The organism is Blautia sp. JLR.GB0024 (genome assembly GCF_037000545.1).
Taxonomy (GTDB): Bacteria; Bacillota; Clostridia; order Lachnospirales; family Lachnospiraceae; genus Blautia; species Blautia celeris.
Map to the genome: position 1 here is coordinate 44017 of NZ_JBANBF010000012.1, position 25237 is coordinate 69253.

The 25237-nt window shown below is 49.8% G+C and carries 21 protein-coding genes; 12 read left to right on the forward strand and 9 right to left on the reverse strand.

What is annotated here, in order from left to right; genetic code table 11:
- Positions 1 to 2 precede the first annotated feature (2 nt).
- The 4 genes from V8Q34_RS21070 to V8Q34_RS21085 all read left to right on the forward strand — a co-directional run bounded on the left by V8Q34_RS21070 (position 3) and on the right by V8Q34_RS21085 (position 6608).
- Positions 3 to 830 carry a MerR family transcriptional regulator gene (locus V8Q34_RS21070; protein WP_103731161.1) on the forward strand — a complete coding sequence of 276 codons (828 nt, stop codon included), beginning with the start codon at positions 3 to 5 and terminating at the stop codon, positions 828 to 830.
- 190 nt (positions 831 to 1020) lie between these two features.
- Positions 1021 to 5481, forward strand: coding sequence for a diguanylate cyclase domain-containing protein (locus V8Q34_RS21075; protein WP_335836263.1), 4461 nt, complete (start codon positions 1021 to 1023; stop codon positions 5479 to 5481).
- Between the two features lie 317 nt (positions 5482 to 5798).
- Positions 5799 to 6227: a hypothetical protein gene (locus V8Q34_RS21080; protein ID WP_033141460.1), complete on the forward strand. Its 429-nt coding sequence runs from the start codon at positions 5799 to 5801 to the stop codon at positions 6225 to 6227.
- Between the two features lie 21 nt (positions 6228 to 6248).
- Entirely contained in the window at positions 6249 to 6608 is a 360-nt protein-coding gene (locus tag V8Q34_RS21085; protein WP_033141459.1) for a YccF domain-containing protein, read from the forward strand.
- Between the two features lie 56 nt (positions 6609 to 6664).
- On the opposite strand, the gene V8Q34_RS21090 is transcribed toward V8Q34_RS21085, so the two are convergent.
- Both V8Q34_RS21090 and uxuA read right to left on the reverse strand, forming a co-directional pair.
- Complete coding sequence (locus V8Q34_RS21090; RefSeq protein ID WP_335836264.1) at positions 6665 to 8275, reverse strand: mannitol dehydrogenase family protein; 1611 nt, start codon at positions 8273 to 8275, stop codon at positions 6665 to 6667.
- A 2-nt stretch (positions 8276 to 8277) separates the two neighbouring features.
- Positions 8278 to 9345 (reverse strand): mannonate dehydratase, encoded by a 1068-nt coding sequence (gene uxuA / locus V8Q34_RS21095; protein WP_018595261.1) that lies wholly within the window; start codon positions 9343 to 9345, stop codon positions 8278 to 8280.
- A 158-nt stretch (positions 9346 to 9503) separates the two neighbouring features.
- On the opposite strand from uxuA, the gene V8Q34_RS21100 reads away from it, so the two are divergent.
- The 3 genes from V8Q34_RS21100 to V8Q34_RS21110 all read left to right on the forward strand — a co-directional run bounded on the left by V8Q34_RS21100 (position 9504) and on the right by V8Q34_RS21110 (position 12048).
- On the forward strand, positions 9504 to 10373 hold the full coding sequence (locus tag V8Q34_RS21100; protein ID WP_033141457.1) for a helix-turn-helix domain-containing protein: 870 nt from the start codon (positions 9504 to 9506) through the stop codon (positions 10371 to 10373).
- A 124-nt stretch (positions 10374 to 10497) separates the two neighbouring features.
- Entirely contained in the window at positions 10498 to 10944 is a 447-nt protein-coding gene (locus V8Q34_RS21105; protein WP_335836265.1) for a MarR family winged helix-turn-helix transcriptional regulator, read from the forward strand.
- Between the two features lie 30 nt (positions 10945 to 10974).
- Positions 10975 to 12048 carry an FUSC family protein gene (locus V8Q34_RS21110; protein WP_033141455.1) on the forward strand — a complete coding sequence of 358 codons (1074 nt, stop codon included), beginning with the start codon at positions 10975 to 10977 and terminating at the stop codon, positions 12046 to 12048.
- 11 nt (positions 12049 to 12059) lie between these two features.
- Here the strand turns inward: V8Q34_RS21110 and V8Q34_RS21115 are convergent, their stop codons facing one another.
- A complete protein-coding gene (locus V8Q34_RS21115; protein WP_103732683.1) occupies positions 12060 to 12935 on the reverse strand; it encodes a LysR family transcriptional regulator in 876 nt (291 codons plus the stop codon).
- Between the two features lie 137 nt (positions 12936 to 13072).
- Between V8Q34_RS21115 and V8Q34_RS21120 the strand changes: the two genes are divergently transcribed.
- Positions 13073 to 14104, forward strand: a complete 1032-nt coding sequence (locus tag V8Q34_RS21120) for a YeiH family protein (RefSeq protein ID WP_033141453.1) — start codon at positions 13073 to 13075, stop codon at positions 14102 to 14104.
- A gap of 69 nt (positions 14105 to 14173) precedes the next feature.
- On the opposite strand, the gene V8Q34_RS21125 is transcribed toward V8Q34_RS21120, so the two are convergent.
- Both V8Q34_RS21125 and V8Q34_RS21130 read right to left on the reverse strand, forming a co-directional pair.
- Positions 14174 to 14362, reverse strand: coding sequence for a (2Fe-2S)-binding protein (locus V8Q34_RS21125; RefSeq protein ID WP_033141452.1), 189 nt, complete (start codon positions 14360 to 14362; stop codon positions 14174 to 14176).
- Between the two features lies 1 nt (position 14363).
- Entirely contained in the window at positions 14364 to 14876 is a 513-nt protein-coding gene (locus V8Q34_RS21130; protein ID WP_033141451.1) for a ferritin, read from the reverse strand.
- Between the two features lie 276 nt (positions 14877 to 15152).
- Here V8Q34_RS21130 and V8Q34_RS21135 point away from each other — a divergent pair, with 276 nt between their 5' ends.
- The 3 genes from V8Q34_RS21135 (at position 15153) to V8Q34_RS21145 (ending at position 18130) form a co-directional block, all read left to right on the forward strand.
- Complete coding sequence (locus V8Q34_RS21135; RefSeq protein WP_335836266.1) at positions 15153 to 16235, forward strand: helix-turn-helix domain-containing protein; 1083 nt, start codon at positions 15153 to 15155, stop codon at positions 16233 to 16235.
- Between the two features lie 77 nt (positions 16236 to 16312).
- Positions 16313 to 17260, forward strand: a complete 948-nt coding sequence (locus V8Q34_RS21140; protein ID WP_225305190.1) for a carbohydrate kinase family protein — start codon at positions 16313 to 16315, stop codon at positions 17258 to 17260.
- Between the two features lie 147 nt (positions 17261 to 17407).
- Positions 17408 to 18130, forward strand: a complete 723-nt coding sequence (locus tag V8Q34_RS21145) for a DUF975 family protein (RefSeq protein WP_033141448.1) — start codon at positions 17408 to 17410, stop codon at positions 18128 to 18130.
- Between the two features lie 183 nt (positions 18131 to 18313).
- Here the strand turns inward: V8Q34_RS21145 and V8Q34_RS21150 are convergent, their stop codons facing one another.
- Positions 18314 to 18892 (reverse strand): TetR-like C-terminal domain-containing protein, encoded by a 579-nt coding sequence (locus V8Q34_RS21150; RefSeq protein ID WP_033141447.1) that lies wholly within the window; start codon positions 18890 to 18892, stop codon positions 18314 to 18316.
- A 705-nt stretch (positions 18893 to 19597) separates the two neighbouring features.
- On the opposite strand from V8Q34_RS21150, the gene V8Q34_RS21155 reads away from it, so the two are divergent.
- Positions 19598 to 22819 carry a YhgE/Pip domain-containing protein gene (locus V8Q34_RS21155; RefSeq protein ID WP_335836267.1) on the forward strand — a complete coding sequence of 1074 codons (3222 nt, stop codon included), beginning with the start codon at positions 19598 to 19600 and terminating at the stop codon, positions 22817 to 22819.
- A gap of 29 nt (positions 22820 to 22848) precedes the next feature.
- Here V8Q34_RS21155 and V8Q34_RS21160 read toward each other — a convergent pair whose 3' ends face one another.
- Genes V8Q34_RS21160 through V8Q34_RS21170 form a run of 3 tightly spaced genes read right to left on the reverse strand, consistent with a single transcriptional unit; the run spans position 22849 to position 25162 of the window.
- Positions 22849 to 23607: a lysophospholipid acyltransferase family protein gene (locus V8Q34_RS21160; protein WP_052099464.1), complete on the reverse strand. Its 759-nt coding sequence runs from the start codon at positions 23605 to 23607 to the stop codon at positions 22849 to 22851.
- On the reverse strand, positions 23571 to 24770 hold the full coding sequence (locus V8Q34_RS21165) for a glycosyltransferase (RefSeq protein ID WP_244806498.1): 1200 nt from the start codon (positions 24768 to 24770) through the stop codon (positions 23571 to 23573). Before V8Q34_RS21165 ends, V8Q34_RS21160 begins: the two co-directional genes overlap by 37 nt.
- Before the next feature lie 17 nt (positions 24771 to 24787).
- On the reverse strand, positions 24788 to 25162 hold the full coding sequence (locus tag V8Q34_RS21170) for a metal-dependent transcriptional regulator (protein ID WP_033141473.1): 375 nt from the start codon (positions 25160 to 25162) through the stop codon (positions 24788 to 24790).
- Positions 25163 to 25237 lie beyond the last annotated feature (75 nt).

The following is a 25237-nucleotide window of genomic DNA, read 5'->3' on the forward strand; positions in this document are numbered from 1 at the left end:
ACATGTTTCAGAATTCCATACTTTTTACAGCAGGGCAGTTTGCCAGGCTGCATCATTTAAACAAGCGGACACTGCATTACTATGATGACATCGGCCTTTTTTCTCCTGCATACAAGGGAAAGAACGGATATCGCTACTATACATACCGGCAGAGTGCGGAACTGGAAAGTATATTGGCGCTCCGGGAGCTGAATATGTCCATCGGGGAGATCAAAGAATATCTGAACAAGCCCACAGCCCAGGGATTTATATCTCTTTCAGAGAAAAAGATAGGGGAGATTGAAGATACCATCCGCAATCTGGAGAACCTGCAAAACGTTCTGAAGAAGAAACAGGATATGCTGCGGCTCTGTATGGAGGTGGAGGACGGGCAGATTGATTTGATCAACTGTGAGGAGGAGTATGTTTTTATAACACCACTGTCCTCTGAGGCACAGCAGGGAGAATTCGTGGATATGCCCACTCTGCTGGAGCATCTGCAGAAGACCTGGGATCTGAGCAAATATAAGACAAGCTGCGGCAGCATACTGTCTGTGGAAAAAATCCGGCAGGGTGAATTTGAAATCTATGACGGATTATATACCCAGTTAGAGAGTCCTGTGCGGGTGGAGGGATTTTACAGAAAGCCGGAAGGTACTTATCTGCGGGGCATCTGTACAGGAAGCTGGGACAGACTGCCCGGACTTTACAGCCGGATGCTGGCTTTTGCGGAAGAGCACGGCTTACGGATCACAGGATATGCCTATGAAATCGGAATGAATGAAATAGCAGTCTCGGATATAGAACAATATGTCACCCAGGTGACGATCCTGACGGAGCCGGATAGTTAGGCCTGCCTTTGCGGCAGGTCTTTTCTGTTCTGTACTGCTGCAAGTTGCCTGCACTCTGCCCGGATATATGGAAAAAAATTACAATTTTACCCGGAAAAGTTTAAAAACCGTCAAAGTTGTAATACAATAGGAGTTATATAAACGGGTGTGGGAGGAAAGGGAGCAGAAGACAGAAGGAGGCCGATTGAGGATGAATGAAAAAGAGAACAGTTCTGACGGGATGGAGGAGATCGGCGGAGGCGTATTTAACTGCCGGTATGACAGGTATTTCACCCTGATCGATGCGGATGATTATCTGTTTGAGTTTTTAGGATATACCAGGGAAGAATTTTCGGAGCTGTTTCACGACCATATTCTGGACACCGTCTATGAGGGTGACCGGAAAATGGTCATGGAGGAGATACACAGACAGTTGAAGAACAGCAAGGTTTTCATGTACGAAAACCGTCTGGTCCAAAAAGGAGGCACGATCTGCTGGGCCTGGATCAGTGCAGAGCTTATAGAAGATAAGGAACAGGGAGACTGGTTCCACTGTATCTTTCATGATATCAGCAGGGAGAAGGAGGCACAGAGACAGCTCGCTATCAGTGAGAAGCGGTATGAGATCGTGCTCTCCCAGATGCAGGATATTATTTTTGAGCTGGACTGTGTCACCTATGAAATATATTACTCCCCTAATTTTGAGAAAAAATTCGGGTATCAGATTCCATCAGATGGTTTCCCGGATTCCATGTTTGCCACAGATATTGTGTATGAGGCGGATAAGGCAGGACTTCGGAGCGGATTTCAGGCCATTTTAAAGGGGAATGACAAGATGGAATGTGAGTACCGTCTCAAAGCAAAGGACAACTCTTATCTCTGGGTGGATGTCCATGCGACTGCGCTTCGGGACAGGGACGGGAAGCTTTTGAAGATCCTGGGCATTATCTCAGATATTGACCAGAGAAAAAAGGAGATCATAAGAGCTCAGAAAGCGGCTGCCTTAGATCCTCTCACCGGACTTCTGAACCGGAGGGAATGTGAGGCCAGAGTGGAGCGTTATATGCAGCAGGGGCATAATCCCGCGGCGATGCTTCTCATTGATGTGGATAATTTCAAACAGATCAATGATACCTATGGGCATCTGTTCGGTGACAGGGTGCTGAGGGAAACCGCGGGAAGCCTCAGGGCCATTTTCAGACATGAGGACATTGCGGCACGGATCGGCGGGGATGAATTTGTGGTATTTATGACCAATCTGCAGAGGAACAATGTGATTGACAGCAAAGTAAATGCCATACGCAATATCTTTGACCATTACACCAACGGGGAGACTATCTGCAGTATCGGATGCAGCATCGGAGTCAGCTTTTACCCGGAACACGGCACGGATTTTATGTCCCTGTTCGCAAAAGCGGATGCTGCCATGTACCAGGCAAAGAAAAACGGCAAGGGACAGTACAGTATATATGGAGAACGAAGGGCGAACACGGCAGAAGAAGCAGAGGAACTAAAAGTCCCCGCCCTGCTTCCAATGAAGGAGTCCTCCCATAAGGAGATGGTTTACCGGACAGCGCTTAAGGAAGCCTGCATCAATGTATGGGAATATGATCTGAAGACCCGTACGCTGTTTTTGACAGAGGGAGCACAGGAGAGCCATGGCTTTCGGCAGATGGCCAATGCGCCGGAAGCCTTGCTTAAGGAGGGGTATATACATCCGCGGAGCCGTCAGGATCTGCTTGACCTGTACCGCAGGCTGGAGAAGGGGCAGAGCCATGTGCAGGCGGATATTCTCACCCGCTCAGCAGACGGAAGTTACTGGTGGTGGGAACGGGTCACCTATGCCATGCTCTATGACGGGGAGCATGTGCCCTGCAGCGCAGTTGCTGTGGGGGAGGATATCACAAAGCAGAAAAAAGCAGAGATGATCTGCCAGCAGGAGATGCAGCTCAGGCTGACCTATGACGGCGGTGTGATCGCCAGCTTCCGGTGTAATCTTGATCAGAACTGTGTAGAGTATGTAGACGGAAAAGTTCGGAGGGAGTATTCTCCGGGAATGACATATGAGGAGCTGATGGTGCTTCACAATGAAAGTATAGCCAACGAGGAAGACAAACTGCGTCTGCTGAAACTCATGAACCGTGAGGCGCTTTGCAGAGCCTATAAAGAGGGAAATACAACCATTAATTTTGAATACCGCAGAAAAGAAGGCAGCGGCAGGCTGTCCTGGGTCAATGCCGTGGCCCGTCTGGTGCGGGATGTACAGAACGGAGACCTCTATGTCTATGGTACACTGGAGGATATCAACGAGAAGAAAAATCTGGAGCTTGCCCTGAAATTCCGGGCGGAGTATGATGTGCAGACAGGTGTGTACAACAAAGATACCGCCATACAGATGATAGGTGATGCACTGCTGAAAAACCACGGCAGAAGACAGTCCTATGCGCTGCTGGTATTCAATGTGGACTTTTTTACAAAGCTGGTACATGAAATCGGCTATGTGGCTGCGGATGATGTGCTGAAGGAGATAAGCAACCAGTTAAAAATGAGGTTTATAGAGGACGCCATTATCGGCAGATTCTACGGGGATGAGTTTGTAGTCTTTGTGTATAACAATCCCAGGATGGAATTTGTACGGCAGTGCGCGGAGGAGGTTGTCAGGGCGATTGCACTTCCCTATATGTTTCCCAATATCAGCCGGGCGGTCAATGTGTCCTGCGGTATTATTTTTGACAGCAGGTCCGACAATATTTTTCAGGGACTGTACCAGAAGGCAAGGGCAGCCTTGGAGACAGGCGTATCCATGGGCAGGAGCGGTGTCTTTGTCTACAGCGAGCAGTTGAAGAAATATAAGCCGGATAATCCCGGCATAAGGGGAACCGGGCAGTGTATGCCCCATACAGAGCATGACAGTGAGGGAGAAAAGGTGGTGCTGCAGAGTATGTTTGCGCTGACCGGCGCGATGGATTTTGGGCATTCACTGGAACAGGTGCTGGAATCCCTGGCTGTCTATTACGGTGCGGACCGGGCGTATGTGATCGAATGTGAACCGGAGAGCAGAGGTATCAGGGATGTCTATGAGTGGAAGAAGGAGGGAGCGTCTTCCATCTGTTCCGGCATGAGGCCTTATCTGTACCCGGGAGGCCCGGGCGGCTGGAAATGGGAGGAATTAAGGCAGCTTCAGTACATTCGTGATGTGGAACCGTGGAGGGAGAAGCGCCGGGGGCTGTATAAAGCTATGAAGAGCCTGGGTATTGAGTCCTGCTTTACGGCAGGGCTTGAGGAAGGGGATAAGCTGATTGGCTACATGGGCGTTGACAATCCCACAAGAAACACAGAGCATACGGCAGTTCTCAGTACCATGCAGTATTTTATGGCAAATGAACTGACAAAGCGCAGGCTGCAGGAAAAGCAGGAATTTCTCATGCATCACGATGAGCTGACAGGCGTGCTCAACCGGAACAGTTATAAAGAATATTGTTCCGGTCTTAAGGAGGAGAGCCTGATCTCACTTGGCGTCGTTTCCCTGGACATTAACGGGTTAAAGGATATCAACAGGGTATATGGAAATGCATACGGTGACAATGTGGTACAATTTACTGCGGGTATCATGCAGGAAGAATTTCCGGCGGCAAGGATCTACCGTTTTACCGGTGACGAGTTTCTGCTGGTCAGCGAAAATATATCCCACGACTCTTTCATAAAACGTCTGAAGAAAATGAGGGAGAGGATGCGGGATGTGGCAGGCATTTCTGTGGGAAGCGCCTGGTCGGATACGGATATCAGCCTGGATTTTCTCATCGCCAGTGCGGACGAGCGCAGAATGATAGCAAAACAGGATTACTACAGTGAGCATCCTTACGCAGAAGTCCACAGAAACGCAGGGGTATTGAAGGCGCTGTTAAAGGAGATCGCAGAGGGAAGGTTTACAGTCTATCTCCAGCCTAAGATTGATACATATAATAACAAACTCTGCGGCGCAGAGGCATTGGTGCGCTACCAGGACCCGGAGAAGGGAATCGTGCCGCCCGGGAAGTTCATCCCTTATCTGGAGACAGCGGGCCTGATACATTATATAGATTTCTTTGTCTTTGAAGAAGTGTGCAGAATCCTGAAAGAGTGGGAGCGCAGAGGTGTGGAGCTGATTCCCGTCTCCCTTAATTTTTCCAGGGCAACCCTGCTGGAGGAGCAGCTTATAGAGCGGATGGAGGAGATCATTTTCCGCTATGGCGTGGACAAACGGTACGTGGAGATAGAGATCACGGAGAGTATGGGGGAGGTGGAGCGCAACACAGTGGCCCAGATCGGAAAGCAGATCTGCCAGGCAGGTTACCATATAGCTCTGGATGATTTCGGAGCCAAATACAGCAACCTTTCCTTCCTGTCCGCAATCCGTTTTAATCACCTGAAGCTGGACAAGGGGCTGGTCAATAATCTTCTTACCAATGAAAACGCGCGTATCATTGTGAAGAACATCCTGGCGCTCTGCCAGGAGCTGCAGATGGAAGTGGTGGCTGAGGGTGTGGAGAACAGAGAACAGCTTGAGGTGCTGAAGAATCTGGAATGCTTCTATATTCAGGGGTATTATTTCAACAAACCTCTTCCCAGGCCGGAATTTGACAGGCAGTACCAGAAAGCGGGAAGTCAAAAGGGCAAGGATCAGAAAAGCTGAGTGAAAACAGGAGAATGCGGGGCATCTTGCGGAAAGATGTCCCGCAACTCTGCTTTTATAAAGGAATATATTGACAAGTTGTGTGCTCTGTGCTATATTCTATACAAGCAATCGAAAGGGAGTAGCTGAACGTTCAGAGATGAACGGGTTTGAAATCGTCAACCGATACCGAGAGGTGTCCGTATCAAATGAGATAGCAAGACTTTTATTGTGGCGGATGTCATAATAGAGGTCTTTTTTTAGTTCCATCTATTTTCAGCACACCTTCCAGATATCCGCCGCAGGAAAGCCGGCTGAAAAAATGGAGGAAAAGAAAAATGAGAGACGAAGTGAGAAGAAGAGAGATTGAGGAAGCAGCAGCGGCAGGTGAGAAGGCTCTTTACAGCCTGGAAAATGCAAGAGAAAAGCTTCAGGGAGCAAAGAACTGGGGAATCTTCGATATGCTGGGAGGCGGGTTTTTCACAGACATGGTAAAACATTCAAAAATGTCGGATGCCACAGCTTATATGGAGGATGCAAAAAGCCAGCTCCTTGTCTTCCAGAGAGAACTTAGGGATGTCCAGGTTCCCCTTGACCTGCGCATGGACATCAGCTCATTTTTGAATTTTGCTGATTTCTTCTTTGATGGGATCGTGGCTGACTATCTGGTGCAGAAGAAGATCAATGATGCCAGAGAGCAGGTGGATGACGCGATCATGCGGGTGAGAGCGATTCTCGGGGAGCTGAGAGACCTGTTGAATGAATAAGATAGAATAGGAGGGAATTATATGGGATGTCTTGGAAATGTACTGTGGTTTGTGTTCGGCGGCTGTATCAGCGGGCTGAGCTGGTGTCTGGCAGGGCTTTTGTGGTGTGTCACGATAGTGGGTATTCCTGTGGGAATGCAGTGTTTTAAGTTTGCTGCACTGGCTTTTTTCCCTTTTGGGAAGGAAGTGCAGTACGGCGGAGGAGCAGGCTCCCTGCTTCTCAATGTCATCTGGATGATAGTGACAGGAATCCCCCTGGCTCTGGAATCTCTGCTGATCGGCTTTTTGCTCTGTGTCACAGTGGTAGGTATTCCTTTTGGAATGCAGCATTTTAAAATCGCCAAGCTGGCACTTATGCCGTTTGGAGCGGAAGTATATTAAATAAAAGAAAAAATCGGGGCTGCACGAGCGGAGGATTCGTGCAGCCCCGAAGGGTTTTAAACGTATTTTTCCAGTGTGCTGCGGACAGCGCCTGTACCGGCTGTCATCTGTGAGAAGTAACTGCATACAGTGTCAGCCATGCCCACATCATAGAGGTTCACACCGAAGATCTTTTCATTTTCCAGAACCGGTTTCAGCAGTTTTTCCGCATCCACGGCCTCGCCCAGTTTTACGTCTGCAACGTAGGGGCGTACGGTATCCAGAAGCGGATCCGGACTTAATTCAAAAGCATTGCCGTTGTCATCCACACCCATCAGATAGCGGAACCATCCTGCGAATACAAGAGGGATCAGCTTCAGGTCTGATACATGCAGCTTGGGGGACACCTGATATGCCTTGATGGTCTCACCGAAACGGATTGCCAGCTTCTGGGAAGTATCTGTGGCAATACGCTGCGGGGTATCCGGCATGAACGGGTTCGGGATACGGACACCAAGTACCGTGTCAATGAACTCTTTGGGGTCCAGAATGCCCGGGTTTATAACAACCGGCAGGCCTTCTGCGTAGCCGATTCCCTCTACCAGCTTTTTCAGGGTCTCGTCCTTCATCTCTTTGGAGATCAGCTCATATCCCAGAATGCAGCCGAATACGGCAAGGGCGGTGTGCAGAGGATTTAAGCAGGTGCAGACTTTCATCTTCTCCACCTTGTCAACGGTCTCACGGGTGGTGAAGATCAGGCCGCCTTTTTCAAGCTCGGGTCTTCCGTTGGGGAAGGCATCCTCGATGACCAGGTACTGGCATTCCTCCGCGTTTACGAAGGGAGCCACATAGGTGTTCTTGGAGGTTACCACCGGCTCTAATTCTTCCACGCCGTCTTTTTTCAGGATCTCTTCCACGGACGGGTCAGGTCTGGGAGTGATCTTGTCGATCATGGACCAGGGGAAGGAGACTTTAGCCGGGTTCTCGATATAGTCCACAAAGGCTTTGTCTGTCAGGCCCGTCTTTGACCATTTATCAGCAAATGCGAAGACTGCGTCGTGGAGTTTGCTTCCGTTGTGGGAGCAGTTGTCCATGCTCACCATAGCGATAGGCTTTTCGCCTGCCTGGAATCTGGTGTACAGAAGGCTTACCACTTTGCCGATGTAGCTCTCCGGTTTTTCCGGGCCTTTTTCCATGTCAGCCACAACAGAGGGGAGCATCTCACCTTTTCCGTTAACAAGGCTGTAGCCTTTCTCTGTGATGGTGAAGCTGGCCATCTGCAGGGAGTCTTTTTTGAAGATCTCACGCAGACGGTTGAAGTCCGTGTCATTCTCGGAGTCAACGGTGAGAGATTCCACAACACTGCCCACAACGGTTTTCTCTACAGAGCCGTTTGCTTTTAAAGTCACAAGGATATTGTAGCCGTCGTGGGGACGGTTCATTTTCTCTATGATCTCATAGTCAAATCCCTCTGCAACTACCAGGCCGCGGTCCAGAACGCCTTCATTTAAAAGGTTCTGCACCACATTTGCTTGAAAGGCGCGGAAAATGTTGCCGGCGCCGAAGTGGACCCAGAACGGATTTTCCATGGTCTTTTCCGTTACGGCTGCTCTGTCGAATTTCGGAAGGGAATAGCCTTTGCATTCCCACTGTTCTCTGTTTTTTAAACCCAGTTCATTTACCTGCATGACTATCTTGCTCCTTTCACGATTGCTTCCCAGAGTCCGTTTAAGTAAGTAGCGCCCAGTGCTCTGTCATAGAGGCCGTAACCCGGCATTGCCACTTCGTCCCAGATCATGCGGCCATGGTCAGGGCGGACAGGTCCTTCAAATCCGATGTCGTAGAGTGCTTTCATGATCTCATACATATCAAAGGTTCCGTCTGTGGAAAGATGGGCAGCCTCCTCAAAATCTGTAGGAGAGTTGAATTTCAGGTTACGCACATGTGCAAAATGGATTCTGCCTTTTAAGGAACGGATCATATCCGGCAGGTCATTTTCCAGGTTGGTGCCATAGGAACCGGAGCAGAAGGTAACGCCGTTGTGCGGGTCATCCACCATTGCCATCATGCGCAGGATGTTGGCTTTGTTGATGATGATACGCGGAAGGCCGAATACGCTCCATGCAGGATCATCGGGATGGATTGCCATATTGATGTCGTATTTGTTGCAGACCGGCATGATGCGCTCCAGGAAGTATTTCAGGTTCTCGAATAATTTTTCGTCGTCAATGTCTTTGTACATGTCGAACAGCTCTTTGATCTTAGCCATACGCTCCGGCTCCCAGCCCGGCATGATCGTGCCGTTGGTGTCGCCTGCGATGGATTCAAACATGTTCTCCGGGTCAAGGGCGTCAACCGCTTCCTGTGTGTACGCAAGAACTGTGGAGCCGTCCGGTCTTACACGTGCCAGCTCTGTTCTGGTCCAGTCAAAGACAGGCATGAAGTTGTAGCATACCAGATGGATATCTTCTTTTCCCAGGTTTTCCAGAGTTTCGATATAGTTGTCAATGTACATGTCTCTCTCCGGAGAGCCTGTCTTGATGGCATCATGGATGTTGACGCTCTCGATACCGGAAATATGAAGGCCTGATGCGGCAACTTCCTCTTTCAGGGCAGCGATGCGTTCCCTGCTCCATACTTCGCCCGGCTGTGTGTCGTAAAGGGTGGTGATAACCCCTGTCACACCTGGGATCTGGCGAATCTGTTTCAGAGTCACTGTGTCGAATTTAGAACCATACCATCTTAATGTCATTTCCATAGTTTTTGTATCCTTTCTCTTTTCCGCTTGGGATTCATTTACTTTGTTATCTATTATTATAATTACTGCAGAGAAAAAGCCAATTGACTGATTTGTTGTTTACATTGCAAAAGTTGCGGTTTCGTGATAATCTATAAAAAATGACGGAGGTGACAGGTGTGAAAAAAAATCTGCAGACAGCGTTCAGCACCAGGCAGTATATGCTTTCCAAAGATTTTGAGGTCTATTATTACAGTGATTTTTATCTGTCCCAGGTAAAGGACCATGCGCATGACTACTATGAATTTTATTTTTTCCTGGAGGGGAATGTGGGTATGATCATCGAGGGGAAGGAGTATTCCATGAGGCAGGGGGATATTGTACTGATACCTCCGAAAGCGCGGCACCACGCTGTGATTCGGGACCAGGAGCTTCCATACCGCCGTTTTGTATTCTGGATCACGGAAGAATACTGCAACAGTCTTATGGAAATTTCATCGGATTATGCCTATCTGATGCAGCATGTAAAGGTGACGAAGAATTACATTTTTCATACGGATGTGGTGATCTTCAATACCATCCGCTCTAAAGTCTTCGGGCTTATTGATGAAATGCGCTCCAAACGGTTTGGCAGGGAGGCGAAGATATCCCTGTGTGTCAATGACCTGATCCTGCACCTGAACAGAATCGTCCATGAACAGAATTATCCGAAGAGTGAGCGGGAGGAGCTGAACCTGTATCAGGGGCTGGCTGATTATATAGAAGAAAATCTGGATGGGGATTTGTCCCTGGAGAATCTGGCGAAGCAGTTTTATGTGAGCAAGTACCATATAGCCCATGTGTTTAAGGACAGTACGGGACTGTCCATCCACCAGTATATCACCAAAAAAAGGCTGTCCGCCTGCAGGGATGCCATACTGGGGGATGTGGGGATCAGTGAGGTGTATCCCATGTTCGGGTTCGGGGATTACTCCAGCTTTTACCGGGCATTTAAGAAAGAGTATGGGATATCGCCAAAGGAATTTAAGGATATGCAGGTGACGCTGTAATATAAAATGTCTGGAAATAGTTGACAAAATGAACTATTTGGCGTAGTATATCTGGATAGTTAATAATGTTAACTAAATAGAACCACAGGGACATTTCACAAATTCGTATACAGGAGAGAGAAAAATGGAATACGACTGGATAGAAATGATGGAGAGAATGCAGGATATCAGGCTTTTTTGCAGTCTGCATGTAAGGCGGGCAAAAAAAGGCGGGATCTCCTCTGCACAGGAACTGGATCTGCTCTCCAGGGTGGCGCTCTCCGGGGAGAAACTCACATCCCATATGCTCTGCGCAGGGATGGGAATCAGCAAGCCGGTAGTCAGCCGTCTGGTGGATAGCCTCTGCAGAAAGGAATTACTGGAGAAGGAGGCGTGTGCAGCAGACCACCGCAGTTATTATCTGTGTATCACAGAGAAAGGGCGGGAGGAGCTGGATCACACATATAAGTATTATCTGGAACCGCTGTATTCCATGAGGCGCAGGGCCGGGGAGGAGAACTTTGCCCGGCTTATGGAGCTGATCCGCCTGGTGAACCATCAGGCAGGGGAATCCGGGGAAATGAAACAATAACAGAAATCAATCATTCAGGGAGTTGATCATTTGAGTATTTATCAGGAACTACAGTTGAATCAGGCCGGTTCAAAGGCACTGATCCGGAACAGTAAAGACAGCAGGGAAAAGAGAAGGCATCTTCTCATCTATGTTTTCAAAGTATTTCTGACGCTTGCATTCTGTATGGCATTTGTCACAGCTTATACAAAGATATTCGGGGAGGACAACAGTGTGGCCGGGGTGGTAGTGCTGCTTACCGTGATGGTGTTCCGGTCCGCGGATCTGGGAATCAAAGCCTCTCACGGTATGGGGGTTATTGTCATTTTGTTTGCCGTTCTGGCCGTGGGGCCGAGGCTGACCCATATGGTGCCGGCGGGATGGGCGTTTTTACTGGATTTTGTCTTTTTGCTTCTGCTCCTTACGCTGGGATGCCACAACATTATCATGGCCAATCACGCTACCTGGGTTCTGGGGTATCTGCTGCTTCAGGGAAATGATGTGTCCGGACATGCGTATTTCATGCGGGTCCTTGCGCTGGCATTGGGCGCACTGCTGACTGCGCTTGTCTTTTACAGAAACCACAGGGAGATTACCTATAAGAGGGGACTGAGGGATCTGCTGGGGGAATTTGCCCTTTCATCAGCCAGGACGAAATGGCAGCTCCGCATGGCCCTTGGCATCTCCTCCGGCATGTTTTTTGCGCAGCTCCTGCATCTTCCGAGAGTGATGTGGGCGGGATTTGCCATGATGTCCATTATCCAGCCTTTCCGGAAGGATCTGCTCGATCGGTTCAAATACCGTTTTCCGGGAAATGCCATTGGGTGTGTTCTGTTTTTCGGGCTGTGCGCGGTGCTGCCGGAGAGCTTTTACGGCTGTATCGGTATGCTGGGCGGCGTTGGTGTGGGATTCTCGGCAACCTATCTGTGGCAGACAGTGTTCAACTCCTTCGGGGCCCTTGCCATGGCTACGGGAATGTTCGGCATGACAGGGTCCGTGGCGCTGAGGCTGGCAAATAACCTGTTCGGCGTGGTATATGGTCTGGTGTTTGATTTTGTGTTTGAAAAGGTATGCTGCGCGGCGGAACGTATCTCCCGGGGAACGGAATCCGCGGATGCGGCGTAAGTGTGTTCTTCTCATTTCAGGAGGGAATAGAGCTGGGCGTATTCCTCCCGGAAAATGGTATCTTTGCGGAACACAAAGTTAAGTCCGTGCAGCAGGTGGAATTCCTGTAATTTGATCTCTTTTAATTTTCGGCTGCGGAGCTCATGTTCCGCGGCTTTTTTGTACAGAAAAGTGATGCCGCACCCGGAAGCGGTCAGACGCTTGATGGCGCCGATACTGCCGTATTCCACCACGCGGGCAAAGTCAGCGAGCCTTAAGTTCTGCTGTGCCAGGATGGACTCCAGGATATCCCTGCTGCCGGAACCTTTTTCCCGGGTGATCAGGGTGTAGGGCAGCAGGTCCTCTAAAACGCAGGGACACTTGGGAAGGGGAAAGTCCGCGGCGCATACAGCAATATAAGGCTCTTTGCTGTAGGGCAGGAAGTCGTATTCTTCCTTGGGAAAAGAGCCTTCCACCACGGCGAAGTCAATGACCCCTGTGTCGATCTGGCGCAGCAGCTCTCTTGTATTCTGGACCGTGATCTTCATGCGGCAGCCCTTGTCATCGCTTAAGATTTTCGTTATCTTCTCGGGAAGGATATATTCGGCTACGGTGAGAGTGGCGCCGAAATGGTATTCTTTTTTGGGCTGCTGCGCATTTCTGAGCCTGCGGCGGAGATGAGATTCATCGTTTTTCATGGTCTGGGCAGAGGCGTGGAGAAGCTTTCCGGCCTCCGTCAGATATAATTTCCGGCCCTGTATGGTGAAAAGGTGTGTTCCGTAGGACTCTTCCAGAAAATGGATGTGCTGAGAAACAGCCGGCTGTGTCAGACCAAGCTTATGGGCTGCACGTGTATAATTCAATTCTTCGCATACGGTTAAAAACGTTTCCATACGAAAATCCTGCATTTTCTTATCCCCCTCTAAAAATATATTCTGGTTATAGTATAAGGTATTTTTATAGAAAAATAAATATAAATAATTTTTATTTATCATAAGAACATGGTAAGATATACCAAAGAAAATGCTAAAAGGAGAAAGGAAGTATGAATTTTGTGAAAAAGAATTGGAAAGGCCTGCTGCTCTGTCTGGTCATTGCAGCAGCAGGCTGGTATCTGGGAAAACTGGTCCCTGTGGTGGGCGGTCCGGTTTGTGCCATTTTGTTGGGAATGGTAGTAACACACTTTCTGAAGGATAAGACGGATTTGCAGCCGGGTATTACCTTTACATCAAAAAAAATTCTGCAGTATGCAGTGATCCTTCTGGGATTTGGGATGAATCTCACAGTTGTTCTGAAGACGGGGAAACAATCTCTTCCCATTATCTTATCCACCATTACCACATCGCTGGTTATCGCTTATGTGCTGCACAGGGTTATGAAAATTCCCGGAAAAATTTCCACTTTAGTAGGGGTTGGTTCATCCATATGCGGCGGTTCAGCCATTGCTGCTACAGCGCCTGTTATTGACGCGGATGACGAGGAAGTGGCCCAGGCCATCTCCGTTATCTTCCTATTCAATATTCTGGCGGCAGTTCTCTTTCCTGCGTTTGGAGCTTTGATCGGATTTGATACGCACAGCGGGGAAGCTTTCGGAATTTTCGCGGGGACGGCTGTCAATGATACTTCTTCTGTAACAGCCGCTGCATCTACCTGGGATTCCCTTTATAATCTGGGTAATGCCACGCTTGACAAGGCTGTGACCGTGAAGCTGACAAGAACCCTTGCCATCATTCCCATTACCCTGGTGCTGGCAGTAATACGTACAAAGAATTTGGAAGAGGAGGAAGGGAACAGTGTTGAATTAAGAAAAATATTTCCTTTCTTTATCCTTTACTTTGTAGCAGCTTCTGTTATCACCACGGTCGCTGTGTACTTTGGTGTCCCGGCGGGGATCTTCAGTCCTCTGAAGACGCTGAGCAAATTTTTCATTGTCATGGCAATGGGTGCAATCGGACTGAACACCAATGTGGTGAAACTTATAAAAACAGGCGGAAAGCCAATCTTCATGGGCGCCTGCTGCTGGGCCGGGATCACATGTGTGAGTCTGGTTATGCAGAAAATACTAGGAATATGGTAAGAAGAATGCCTGCCGGGGCGACAGACGAATTGTCTTGACCCGGCAGGCATTTTGTATGCGCGTCAGTATTCAGGACGCGTGTTTTTTCAGCTGTTTCTTTGCGTACTTTTTTACCTTGCACTGGCAGTGGCCGCAGCCTTTTCCGGCTTTGGTCATTTTCCGCACTTCTTTGAAGGAGGAGGCACCATCCTTTATGGCCTCCTTGATATCTTTTTTTGTGACCTTAAAACAGGGACACAGATATTTCTCCCCGCTCATATCAAAGCACCAGGGAAGGGGCAGTGTATACTCTGGCTGCCAGTTCGGAATCCAGCATATAGAGGCTCTTGGAGTCATGTCCGAAAAGCTCGAACTTACGGATCAGGTCCTCCGCATTTTTTTCCTCCTCGCCCTGTTCTTTTACAAACCAGTCAAGAAACTGCATGGTGCGGAAATCTTTTACCGTGTACGCAGCGTCGTAGATATTGTGGATCAGGCTGGTTACATACCGCTCATGTTCCAGGCTGGCATGCAGGGGCTGGTCAAAGGCATCGAATACCTTGTCCGGCTTGTCTATGGATTCCAGTGATATCTTTTCACTGTTATTCTGCAGATACTGGATGAAGAGCATGGCGTGGTCGCGCTCCTCCTGGGCCTGAACGTTATACCAGTTGGCAAAACCGTCGAGTCCCTGGTCTTTATAGTAATTGGCAAAATCCAGATATAAATAGGCGGAGTAGAATTCTTTGTTGATCTGCGTGTTCAGCAGTTCAGATACATTTTTGTCTAACATTGTAAAAACCTCCTTAAATTGGACTATTTTATGCAGGTATCCTGCAACTTAGATTATAGCACGGTACGATGGTTTCAACAATGGTAAAATTATGACTCCGGTCGTGTGTGACTATAGTTTACGGGTTGGATCCATTGGGCATAACCGGTGGTTAAAATATTTGAATGAAAATTAAAAAGTAATCAATAGTGCCCAAAAGGCACATCTGTTATAATAGCTATAACAGAGAACGAAAGCCGGCGCCGGCTGTCCCTCTGTAGGATGGAGGACAATGTTATGAAAATCAATGAAATTATCAGAACAAGAAGAAAAGAACTGAAGCTGACCCAGGAACAGGCGGCAGAATATCTGGGAATATCGGCGCCGGCTGTCAACAAATGGGAAAAAGGGGTGAGCTATCCGGATATCACGCTGCTTCCGCCGCTGGCAAGGCTTTTGAAGGTGGATTTGAATACCCTGCTGTCCTTTGAGGATGATCTGACGGGGGAGGAGATAAATCATTTCTGCAATGAGGTCTTTTCCGTGCTGAAGGAGAGCGGGTATAAGGAAGGATATGAACTGGCAATGAAGAAGATCCGGGAGTTTCCAAACAGTGACAGTCTGATTTATAATCTGGCCGGTTTTCTGAAGGGTACGCTGCTCATGTTTCCGGTTCCGGATGAAGATAAGGCAAAGTTTGAGGAGGAAATCCGGGAATTATTTGAAAGGGTGGCAAAGAACAGCGAGACTGACTGGGGGATAAGGGGCAGTGCTCTGAATATGCTGGTGTCTGATTATATTACAGCGGAGGATTACAGCAGAGCGGAGGAGCTGCTGGCGCAGATGCCGGAGCCTGGGGTGGATAAAAGGCCAATGCTCACACTTCTGTACAGAAAACAGGGGAAAGTTGAGGAGGCAGTGAAAATGACACAGCAAAAGCTTCTCCAGGCAGCGGGCGATGTGCAGAACTGCCTGATCACGCTTATGGAAATTTATAAGAAGCAGAGTGACTGGGAGAACATGGAATATTATGCAGGTAAATGCAGAGATGTGGTGGAACTGCTGGATCTGTGGCAATACGGAAAGTATATGGTGGATTACGAGATGGCGGTTGCAGAAAAAGACGCGGACAGAACGCTGGAGCTGCTCGGAAATATTCTGGAAGAAATGGGGACACCGTGGGAACTGAGTAAAAGCAGGCTGTATTATAAACTGGCTGGGCAGAAGGAGAACAGCGGGCAGCAGACGGAAATATTTAAGCGTATGCGAACCGGGTTATTAACGGAGCTGGAAAAGAGTGAGGAGTTTGCGTTTGTAAGGGACAGGCAGGAGTTTACGGAATTGATTGAAAAGTTCCGGGAAGACGGCGGACCGGCCTGAAGATGACCGGCCGGAGAATGTGCGGCGGAGGCTGTGCAGTCATTTGCTGATAAATGGCAGAGCAAAGGAGTACGGATATGAAGGAAAAGATTTTAGTTGTGGGTGCGGCCATATTGGATGTGCTGGCAGAGCCGGCCGACGAACATGTTTTTGAGACCGGTTCAAGCCCGGCAGATGCCATCACCATGAGGACAGGAGGGGATGCTCTGAACGAAGCGACAGTTCTGGCAAAACTGGGGAGGAATGTCCGGCTTCTGACCGTGCTGGGCAGCGACCCGGCTTCAGAGATCATCAGGGGCCACTGCCGGAAATATGGGATCGGACTTGAACTTGCCAGGACAGAGCCGGGTGTGGATACAGGCATCAATGTGGTTCTGGTGAAGGAGAACGGGGAACGGAGTTTCCTGACAAATCCTCACGGCACACTGCGCGTTCTTTCCGGGGAACATCTGGAGGGAGAACTTTTCCGGGATGTAAAGATCCTGTGTTTTGCCAGTATCTTTGTCTTTCCGAGGCTTGGAAATGCGGAGATGGAGCGGCTGTTTCAGCGGGCGAAAAAACAGGGCGTGCTGGTGTGTGCGGACATGACAAAGAGGAAGAACGGAGAAACCGCGGAGGATATCCGCGGGGCGCTGGCCTATGTGGATTATCTTTTTCCGAATTATGAGGAGGCAGTGCTGGTTACCGGGAAAAGAGAACTGCATGAGATCGCAGATACATTTCTGGACTGCGGTGTGGGAAATGTGGTGATCAAATGCGGGGATAAGGGATGTTTTGTGAAAAACAGGGAAATGTTTTTTACAAGCCCTGCCGTTCCCGGTGTACCGTGTGTGGATACCACAGGAGCCGGCGACAGTTTTGCGGCAGGTTTCGTGTACGCATTATCAGAGAAAATGGACCTGCAGACAGCAGCGGCATACGCAAACGCATGCGGTGCGCTGGCAGTGCAGAAACTGGGAGCTGCGGAAGGAATTGACAATATTGTTCAGGTAGAAAATGTGGTAAAGAAGTATCATTCTCCATGAAAGTATGGTAATATGGAACAGTGAAAAATTATCCGGATATATATTCATCGGAGCGTGTTTGAAAATGGTTTCGGGAGGCTGTGCGTCACAGTTGATCGGAATGAATTTTCTGACAGGCACTGGTTCCGGAGAATGGGGGATGAAGTTATGTGGAACAGAATTGACCTGAAAATGAACGGTAAGGCAAATTTCCTGAAAAATTACGGACCGGCAGTATTGGTATCCCTGATATCGGCTCTTGTGGCGACAAAATATGGGCGCAGCTATAGCAGTGACGGCCCTTCGGGATCGTTCCTTGAGTTTTCCGGACTGCAATTGAAATTTGACTGGAGCCATTCGTTTTTTAACTGGGGAGGAAGCGCTTACAGTGCGGGAGCTGTTTCCCTGGCAGTGATCTTACTTGATATTTTTGTGTTTCAGATGCTGCTGATGGGGGCCTGCAGATTTTATGTGGAGAACAGGGATTATAATGCGCCGGTTTCTAAGCTGCTGTTTGGGTTTAAGAGCGGGTATTACGGAAACTCTGTGCTGGTTATGTTCATGAAAAATCTGTTTGTGGCTCTGTGGACGCTGCTGCTTGTGATCCCGGGAATTGTGATGAGTTATGCTTACCGAATGGTTCCCTATATTCTGGCGGAACAGCCGGATATTGATTACAGGGAGGCTCTTCGCATCAGCAAGGAGATGATGTATGGGCAGAAGTGGGAAGCATTTATTCTGGACCTTTCTTTTTTCGGGTGGCTGATAGTTGGTGGAATCACATGCGGAGTAGCTGGGATTTTTTATGTGAAGCCCTATGTGGATGCCACCAATGCGGAGCTTTATGTGGCACTCAGGGAGGACTGGTTTGGCAAGACTGCCAGGAGCTGATGGTTTTTCCTGTGTTTGAATGAGCTGACAGGACCGGCCTGCCGGACTCTATATGGATGTATGATGCAGTTTGGACTGCATGGTGATTCGTATGGAGGACGGCAGGCCGGTTTTTTGTTGTGCAGAAAAGTTGTTCGTTTTTCCCTGTGCAGTCTGAAAGTGCTTGGGGCAGGCTGCGGCGGGTTATGGTTTGGGGTAAATGTCTTTCAGGGCGTTCATGATCAGGCGGAAGGTCAGGTCAGCCATGTGCTGGGGGGATTCGCCTGTGTCGGAGTCCAGCCAGGTTTTGATCAGGCCGATGCATCCTGTGAGGCAGAAGGAATAGGAGTATTTCAGGCTGTCCATGTTTTCCGGGAAGGTGGCTTTCAGGACCTTCAGACTGTGCTCGGAGATAATGCTCTCTATGCGGCTGACAAAGGACATGTCGCCGTTGGGGCCTAAAAGGGCGCTGCAGATGTCTTTGTTTTCCCAGAGGATCAGGAAGATGTCCTCTATGAAGGGGAAGCTGGCTTCATTGAAAGGGCTGACAGGGTGTTCCTGGATGATTTTCAGGATTTCTTCCTGCAGGTCGTTTTCTATGGTTTCCAGCATGTTGTAGATGTCTGTGTAGTGGAGGTAGAAGGTGGAACGGTTGATGTCGACTTCTTCTACCAGTTCTTTTACGGTGATTTCTTTGATGCTTTTGTGCTGCATGAGTTTGGAGAGGCCGGCGCGGAGTTGGGATTTGGTTTTTCTTATGCGGCGGTCGGGTTTTTTGGGCATTATTTTTGGGCTCCTTTCTTGTTTGGATTAAGGGGACGGTGAAGTCACAGCGGCAGGGCCGGGAGGGCGGGGTGTCAGGTGAGGGAAGCGTTCCGCTGCCAGGGAGCTAACCTGCTCCCAGTTACTAAATTCATCGGCAATGGCCTCTTCATTAAGTAACTGGGGCAGGTGGATCTCCCTGGCGCTCCTCTGAGACATCCCTCACCTGACACCCCGCCCTCCCGGCCCTGCCGCTGTGACTTCACCTGGTTATCAAGTGCGGGTGGTTGAGAGTGAAGGGGTGAGGCGGTTGGTTATCAAGTGCGGGTGGCTGAGAGTGAAGGTGTGGGGCGGTTGGTTATCAAGTGCGGGTGGCTGAGAGTGAAGGTGTGGGGCGGTTGGTTATCAAGTGCGGGTGGCTGAGAGTGAAGGTGTGGGGCGGTTGGTTATTAAGTGCGGGTGGCTGAGAGTGAAAATGTGGGGAAATGTTAAAAAAGTATAAAATGAGACATATTTGGGGCGGGGTGTCTAGTAATGGATGGGGTGAGGGGGGATTGATGGTTGTGGGGGTGGGATGGTTTTAGTATAATACAGGTTGCTTTGAAAATCAACACGGTATCTATTAATGGATTTGGAGTGTGCTAATGTGAAAGTGGGGCATAGAATGGTAGAGGGGGTTGGTGGATGGCGTGTTGGGAATAATGGTGACAGAAAGGGGAATGTGATTTGCTGAGAAAGGAATGGAAGGGACTGGTCCATAATAAACTGCTTTTGGTGGTGGTTGTGGCGATTGTTTTGATTCCTACGATTTATACTACACTGTTTTTGGGGTCTATGTGGGATCCTTATGGGAATCTGGATAAGCTGCCGGTGGCGGTGGTGAATGAAGATAAGGCGGTTGCTTATAATGACAGGGAGCTGAATGTGGGGGAGGAACTGGTTGAGAAGCTCCGGGAGGAGGAATCGCTTTGTTTTAATTTTGTGGATGCGGAGAACGCCGAAAGAGGGCTTAGAAATGGTACTTATTATATGGTGATCACGATTCCGGAGGATTTTTCCGAGAATGCGTCTACGGTGATGGATGAGAAGCCAAAGAAGATGGAACTTGCCTATCAGACCAATCCGGGGACGAATTATATTGCGTCCAAGATGAGTGAGACAGCTATGGAGAAGGTGAAAAACAGTGTGGCGGAGGAAGTGACGAAGACGTATACCCAGGCTGTGTTTGATCAGATCGCTGAGGTTGGGGATGGGATGCAGGAGGCTGCCGATGGGTCCAGGGATTTAAAGGACGGTGTGAGCAAGATATCGGACGGAAACAGGACCATAACGGATAATCTTGAGACTCTGGCGGACAGCTCCCTTACGTTTCGGGAAGGGAGTGATACGCTGCGCGTGGGGTTGAAAACTTATGTGGACGGCGTGAGCACGGTAAAGGACGGAGCCGATCAGTTGGATTCGGGAGCGGCTGAACTAAAGGACGGTGTGACGGCTGCAGGAGCGGGAGTGAGTGAACTCTCGGATGGTACCGGTACGCTGGTTTCGGGAGCTGAGGAATTAAAGAGCGGTGCAGGAGCGCTGCATACCGGACTTTCACAACTGGATGGGCAGGTGCCGGCACTGAAGGACGGGGTGGATCAGCTTGCACAGGGGACAGGAGCACTGGCAGACGGAGCCGCCCGGCTGGAAGCCGGAGGTACAGCTTTAAAAGTGGGAGTATCGAATGCGGATGCGGCAATGGCAGAACTGTGTAAGGGGCTGGAAGTGCTTCGGCAGAGCACGGAGACGCTGCCGGATTCCGCAAAGCAGATTCATGAGGGTGCAGAGGCTCTTGTTCAGGGAACGGGAGCACTGGAGGCCGGAAGTGGGAATCTGAAGACAGGAATAGAACAGCTGAGGGCAGGTATGGAGGCTGTCAACGGGGCAGAGGGAGCAAGTTCTGCACAGTTGGCAGACGGCGTTTCCGCGCTGCATCAGGGGCTGGAACAGTTATATGCCATGCTGACAGCAGGCGGAAACAGCAGTGTGCAGGGTGCTGAGGAAGTGACAACCGTTCAGACAGATGTGGATGTCACAGAGGCAGAGGCGGCTTTGGAACCCCTGCACGGGCAGGCAGACGAACTGCAGGGAAAGGCCGGGGAGCTGGAAGCTTCTGCGGATGGAATTGCAAGTGTAAATGCTGTTTCTGCAGACGGCCTGGCTGAGGCGCTTGATGCGGCTGTGGCTTCCGGTGATATCAGCCAGATTACAGAGGCAGCCGGTCAGGCGGTTGCCGCAGCACAGGAAAATGAGCGTGCAGTGTATGAGGCAAACGGACGTTTAGAAGGCGCGGCTTCTCTGCTTAAGGAGAGCGGCAGTGCCTTAAGAGGGGCCGGGGAGGCTGTATCGGCAGCAGCGGATGCGGCAGAGAACGGTCTTGCAGGCGTCAGCGGACAGACCGTAACTTCTGTGGAAAGCCGTCAGGGTTCGGGCACAGAGGCCCAGATGATGGAACCGGTTATAAAGGCAGTGAAGAAACTGCGGGACAGCAGTGAGGTCCTTGCAGATAAAACGGCTGCGTATACGGACGGTGTGAAACTGGTGACGGATAAAATGTCCGGGCTGGAGACCGGGGCCGCGGCTCTTAACGCAGGTGCCAGCCAGACAAAGGCAGGAGCGGAGCAGCTGGAGGCAGGAACAAATGAGCTGGATCAGAAATCCCCGCTTCTGAAAGCCGGCATAGAACAGGCGGCAGCAGGGGGACAGCAGTTCCGGGAAGAGGCTATGAAACCGCTTCAGGACGGTGCAGACAGTCTTTTGAGCGGTATTACCGGTGTGGGCAGCGGAGCTGTACAGGTGAAGGATGGAGCCGGTACGCTGCAGGGGAAGGTACCGGAACTGGAGACAGGGATCCGTCAGTTAAATGATGGCGCAGGCAGTCTGGATGATGGTGCCGGCACCCTGGCGGACGGAGCAAAACGGCTGGACAGCGGTGCGAAAGCACTTCTTCAGGGCAGCAGCCAGCTCTATGACGGTGCATCCAGGCTGAAGGACGGAACCGGGTCCCTGGTTTCCGGGACCGGCGAGCTTACCGCCAACAACAGCACACTTCTGGATGGGGCATCCCGGTTAAGCGAGGGGGCCGGACTGATTCAGGAAGGTGCCGGGAAACTTAAGGATGGCAGTAAAGAGCTGGGAGACGGCATCAGCCAGGCGGCTGACGGGTCCGATACACTCAGCAGCAGCCTGCTGGACGGTGCAGAACAGGTGAAGGATACAAAAACCACGGATGATACGGTGGAAATGTTCGCCGGTCCGGTGGAGACGAGAGAGACCATGATAACAACCGTGGAAAATAACGGGCATGCCATGGCACCGTATATGATGAGTGTGGGGCTTTGGGTGGGATGTATTGCATTCAGCCTGATGTATCCGCTGACAAAATATAAGGGAAAATTAAAATCAGGCTTTTCCTGGTGGCTCAGCAAGGCATCTGTGCTCTATGCCATTGCTGTTTTGCAGGCAGTTGCCATGGTGCTGCTTCTCCACGTATTTGACGGGTTCAGTCCTATGGAGATGGGGCGGACCATTGGATTTGCATGTCTGGCCAGTGTGGCATTTATGTCAGTGATGTATTTCTTTACCAATTTTATCGGCAAAGTGGGAAGCTTCCTGATGCTTGTATTTATGGTGGTTCAGTTAGCAGGGTCTGTGGGGACTTATCCGCTGGAGATCTCAGGTTCTTTTGTGCCTTATCTTCATGAGTGGGTGCCGTTCACATATTCTGTGGAAGCGTTCAGAAGCACGATCTCGGGTGGAGAGAGTATCCAGGGCGCGGTTGTATTTATGATCATCCTGTGCGTGGTATTTACGGGGCTTACCCTGATAGAATTCCAGCTCAGGGCGAGGAAGATCAAAGCCGGCAAACATATTCTGGCAGACTGGCTGGAAGAAAAGGGTCTGGCATAACAAAAAAATCACGGGAAACCGCAGAGCGTTCAGCGGGTTTCCGTGATTTTTTTATACATAGAAGAAAAACAGCGATCCTGCAGATCTTTTATCTGCTGCCTTTTAGGCAGAGTGCTGTCCGGCCAGAGGGGCGGCAGGATGTGAAGACGCAGGCAGGGCTTTCTTTTGTATATGCGGCGGATGCCTGTGGGGGTATGGAAGGTGATCACCATGGGAAGAACGGGGACCTGGTTCTCTTCCGCCAGATAGAAGGCACCTCTTCTGAAGGGGCGGAGTTCCCGGCAGTAGGGGAGCAGGACTCCCTCGGGGTATATCTGTACACAGGCGCCCTTTTTCAGGGCCTTTCCCATCTCTGAAAAAAGTTCAGCAGTGGTCTGCACATCGGCGGAGAGAGGTACGCCGCCCAGAATACGGATCAGATGCCGGACAAGGGGAATTTTAAAATTGGATGCCAGGGTGATGAAATACGTGCGCTCTTTAAAGAGTGCCTGTTCCACCAGGGTACAGTCCAGCATATGGACATGATTGCAGACGGTGACTGCGCCGGTATTTCTGAGCCTGCGCAGATTTTTCCAGCCGTCAATGCGGGATCCCAGTACAACACGGTCAAATACTGTCAGGACAGGCACTGCCACTGTTTTTAGGAGGGAGGAGGTAAGGCGGGAGAGCGGGTTGGCGCGCCGGTAATCGTATCCCTTTTTTACCTCAAAAGAAAAAGGCTGCCACATGTGGATCACATGTTCATCCTCTTTCAGGAATCCTTTTGACTCTGTTTTCTTCTCCGGCAAATAAAACGCCTCCTTTTTCCTGCATGCTCCTCCAACTCCTGCCGAAACATTTCCTCTGCCTGGCGGACACAGTTTTCAAGAGCATATTTTTTGCCGAGAGCACTGTATTTGTACTCCATGGCCTTTCGTTCCGCCTCATGCTCGATCCAGTAGTCGATCTTTGCAGCCAGGTCATTGCTGTCGCCTGCCTGAAAGAGGCTTCGTTGATCCAGGGCGAACTGTGGCGTGGCGGATTTGCGGCTGTCGGCAATGACAGGCACCAGGCCGCCGGCAAATGCTTCCATGCAGGACATGGCTTCTATCTCCACATCCGCTGCGTGCACGTACAGATCACTCATGGAGATCAATTCCAGCAGATGTTTTTTCGGAAAGAAGTGAATCTGTAAGGGATTGGCAAGATGTTCTTTTTCCGCAAGCCGGAGCAGCGCTTCTTTCCGCGGCCCTTTTCCTGCCAGGACCAGTTGAATCCGGTCGGCGTATCTGGAGCGGGCCACAGCCCTGATCAGCACATCCTGTCTTTTTTCAATGGAAAGCCGTCCCACCATCAGCACTACAAATTTTCCTTCCAGAGCTTTGACCTTTGGGGATTTTCGGTATACAAAATCAGGATCAATACCATTGGAAATTACATGGAGCTGTGAATGGTAGCCCCGCATGCGGAGTTCTCCGGCGATAAAATTGCTGGGACAGTGAATATGACGGCAGTAACGATAAATATAAAAATGAAACCAGTGATATATGGCATCATTGACTAAATCTGCTCTGCTCAAATGGATGGAGGATGTTATATTCTCAGGCTGTACATGGAAGGCACCTGTAAAGGGCACACCGTAAAGCCGGGCCATTTTAATGGTTACGTGGGAAAGGGCAAAAGGAGAAAGGATGTGCACCAGGTCAGCCCATACAAGGGCATCCCGGATGATTTTTCTGTTCACTTTTGCAAATATCATTCCCTGGGATGTGATCAGATTGTCAAAAACAGGGATGGTGAGCTTTTTCATGGCATAGGCGTATTCTCCATCCGCATCCACGGGTTCTCTGCTGTATCCCATCATACGGACCTCATGCCCGTGTTCCCGCAGGATTCGGGCAAAACGCTGGCTGGAAATCGTCATGCCGTTGTTTGCAAGACAGAACTGTTCCGTTACTAATAATATTTTCATGATAAATAAAACGCTTTCTATTCTGTAATAGTACGGTGTGTATGCTTTTTGATGGCCTCAAAGCTCTCCGCGCTTATGACATGTTCCATGCGGCAGGCATCCTCAGCGGCTGTTTTGGGGTCAACGCCCAGGCGGATCAGCCATCCGGAGAGGAGCTGGTGACGCTCATATATTTTTTCTGCTATTTTCCGGCCTTCCGGTGTGAGCGTGATAAAACCCTCGGCATCAACTTCAATGTAGCCGTTGATTCTGAGATTTTTCATTGCAACACTGACACTGGGTTTGGAGAATTCCAGTTCATTGGCAATATCAATGGAACGCACATGGGACTTTCTTTTTCCGATCATGAGAATGGTTTCCAAATAGTTTTCTGCGGATTCTTGTATTTTCAAAATCAACATCCTTCCTTTTCGTTAATAGAGGTCAGTAAATCCTCCGTTTTTGTATGCCAAAGGTATAAAAAACTC

Excerpts from the sequence above, each read along its gene's own strand:
- V8Q34_RS21070 (WP_103731161.1), top strand. The coding sequence starts at position 3 with ATGTTTCAGAATTCCATACTTTTTACAGCAGGGCAGTTTGCCAGGCTG.
- V8Q34_RS21140 (WP_225305190.1), top strand. The coding sequence starts at position 16,313 with ATGAAGGAAAAGATTTTAGTTGTGGGTGCGGCCATATTGGATGTGCTG.
- V8Q34_RS21105 (WP_335836265.1), top strand. The coding sequence starts at position 10,498 with ATGGAATACGACTGGATAGAAATGATGGAGAGAATGCAGGATATCAGG.
- V8Q34_RS21135 (WP_335836266.1), top strand. The coding sequence starts at position 15,153 with ATGAAAATCAATGAAATTATCAGAACAAGAAGAAAAGAACTGAAGCTG.
- V8Q34_RS21090 (WP_335836264.1), bottom strand. The coding sequence starts at position 8,275 with ATGCAGGTAAATGAACTGGGTTTAAAAAACAGAGAACAGTGGGAATGC.
- uxuA (WP_018595261.1), bottom strand. The coding sequence starts at position 9,345 with ATGGAAATGACATTAAGATGGTATGGTTCTAAATTCGACACAGTGACT.
- V8Q34_RS21120 (WP_033141453.1), top strand. The coding sequence starts at position 13,073 with ATGAATTTTGTGAAAAAGAATTGGAAAGGCCTGCTGCTCTGTCTGGTC.
- V8Q34_RS21130 (WP_033141451.1), bottom strand. The coding sequence starts at position 14,876 with ATGTTAGACAAAAATGTATCTGAACTGCTGAACACGCAGATCAACAAA.
- V8Q34_RS21125 (WP_033141452.1), bottom strand. The coding sequence starts at position 14,362 with ATGAGCGGGGAGAAATATCTGTGTCCCTGTTTTAAGGTCACAAAAAAA.
- V8Q34_RS21085 (WP_033141459.1), top strand. The coding sequence starts at position 6,249 with ATGGGATGTCTTGGAAATGTACTGTGGTTTGTGTTCGGCGGCTGTATC.
- V8Q34_RS21145 (WP_033141448.1), top strand. The coding sequence starts at position 17,408 with ATGTGGAACAGAATTGACCTGAAAATGAACGGTAAGGCAAATTTCCTG.
- V8Q34_RS21165 (WP_244806498.1), bottom strand. The coding sequence starts at position 24,770 with ATGAAAATATTATTAGTAACGGAACAGTTCTGTCTTGCAAACAACGGC.
- V8Q34_RS21080 (WP_033141460.1), top strand. The coding sequence starts at position 5,799 with ATGAGAGACGAAGTGAGAAGAAGAGAGATTGAGGAAGCAGCAGCGGCA.
- V8Q34_RS21150 (WP_033141447.1), bottom strand. The coding sequence starts at position 18,892 with ATGCCCAAAAAACCCGACCGCCGCATAAGAAAAACCAAATCCCAACTC.
- V8Q34_RS21115 (WP_103732683.1), bottom strand. The coding sequence starts at position 12,935 with ATGCAGGATTTTCGTATGGAAACGTTTTTAACCGTATGCGAAGAATTG.
- V8Q34_RS21075 (WP_335836263.1), top strand. The coding sequence starts at position 1,021 with ATGAATGAAAAAGAGAACAGTTCTGACGGGATGGAGGAGATCGGCGGA.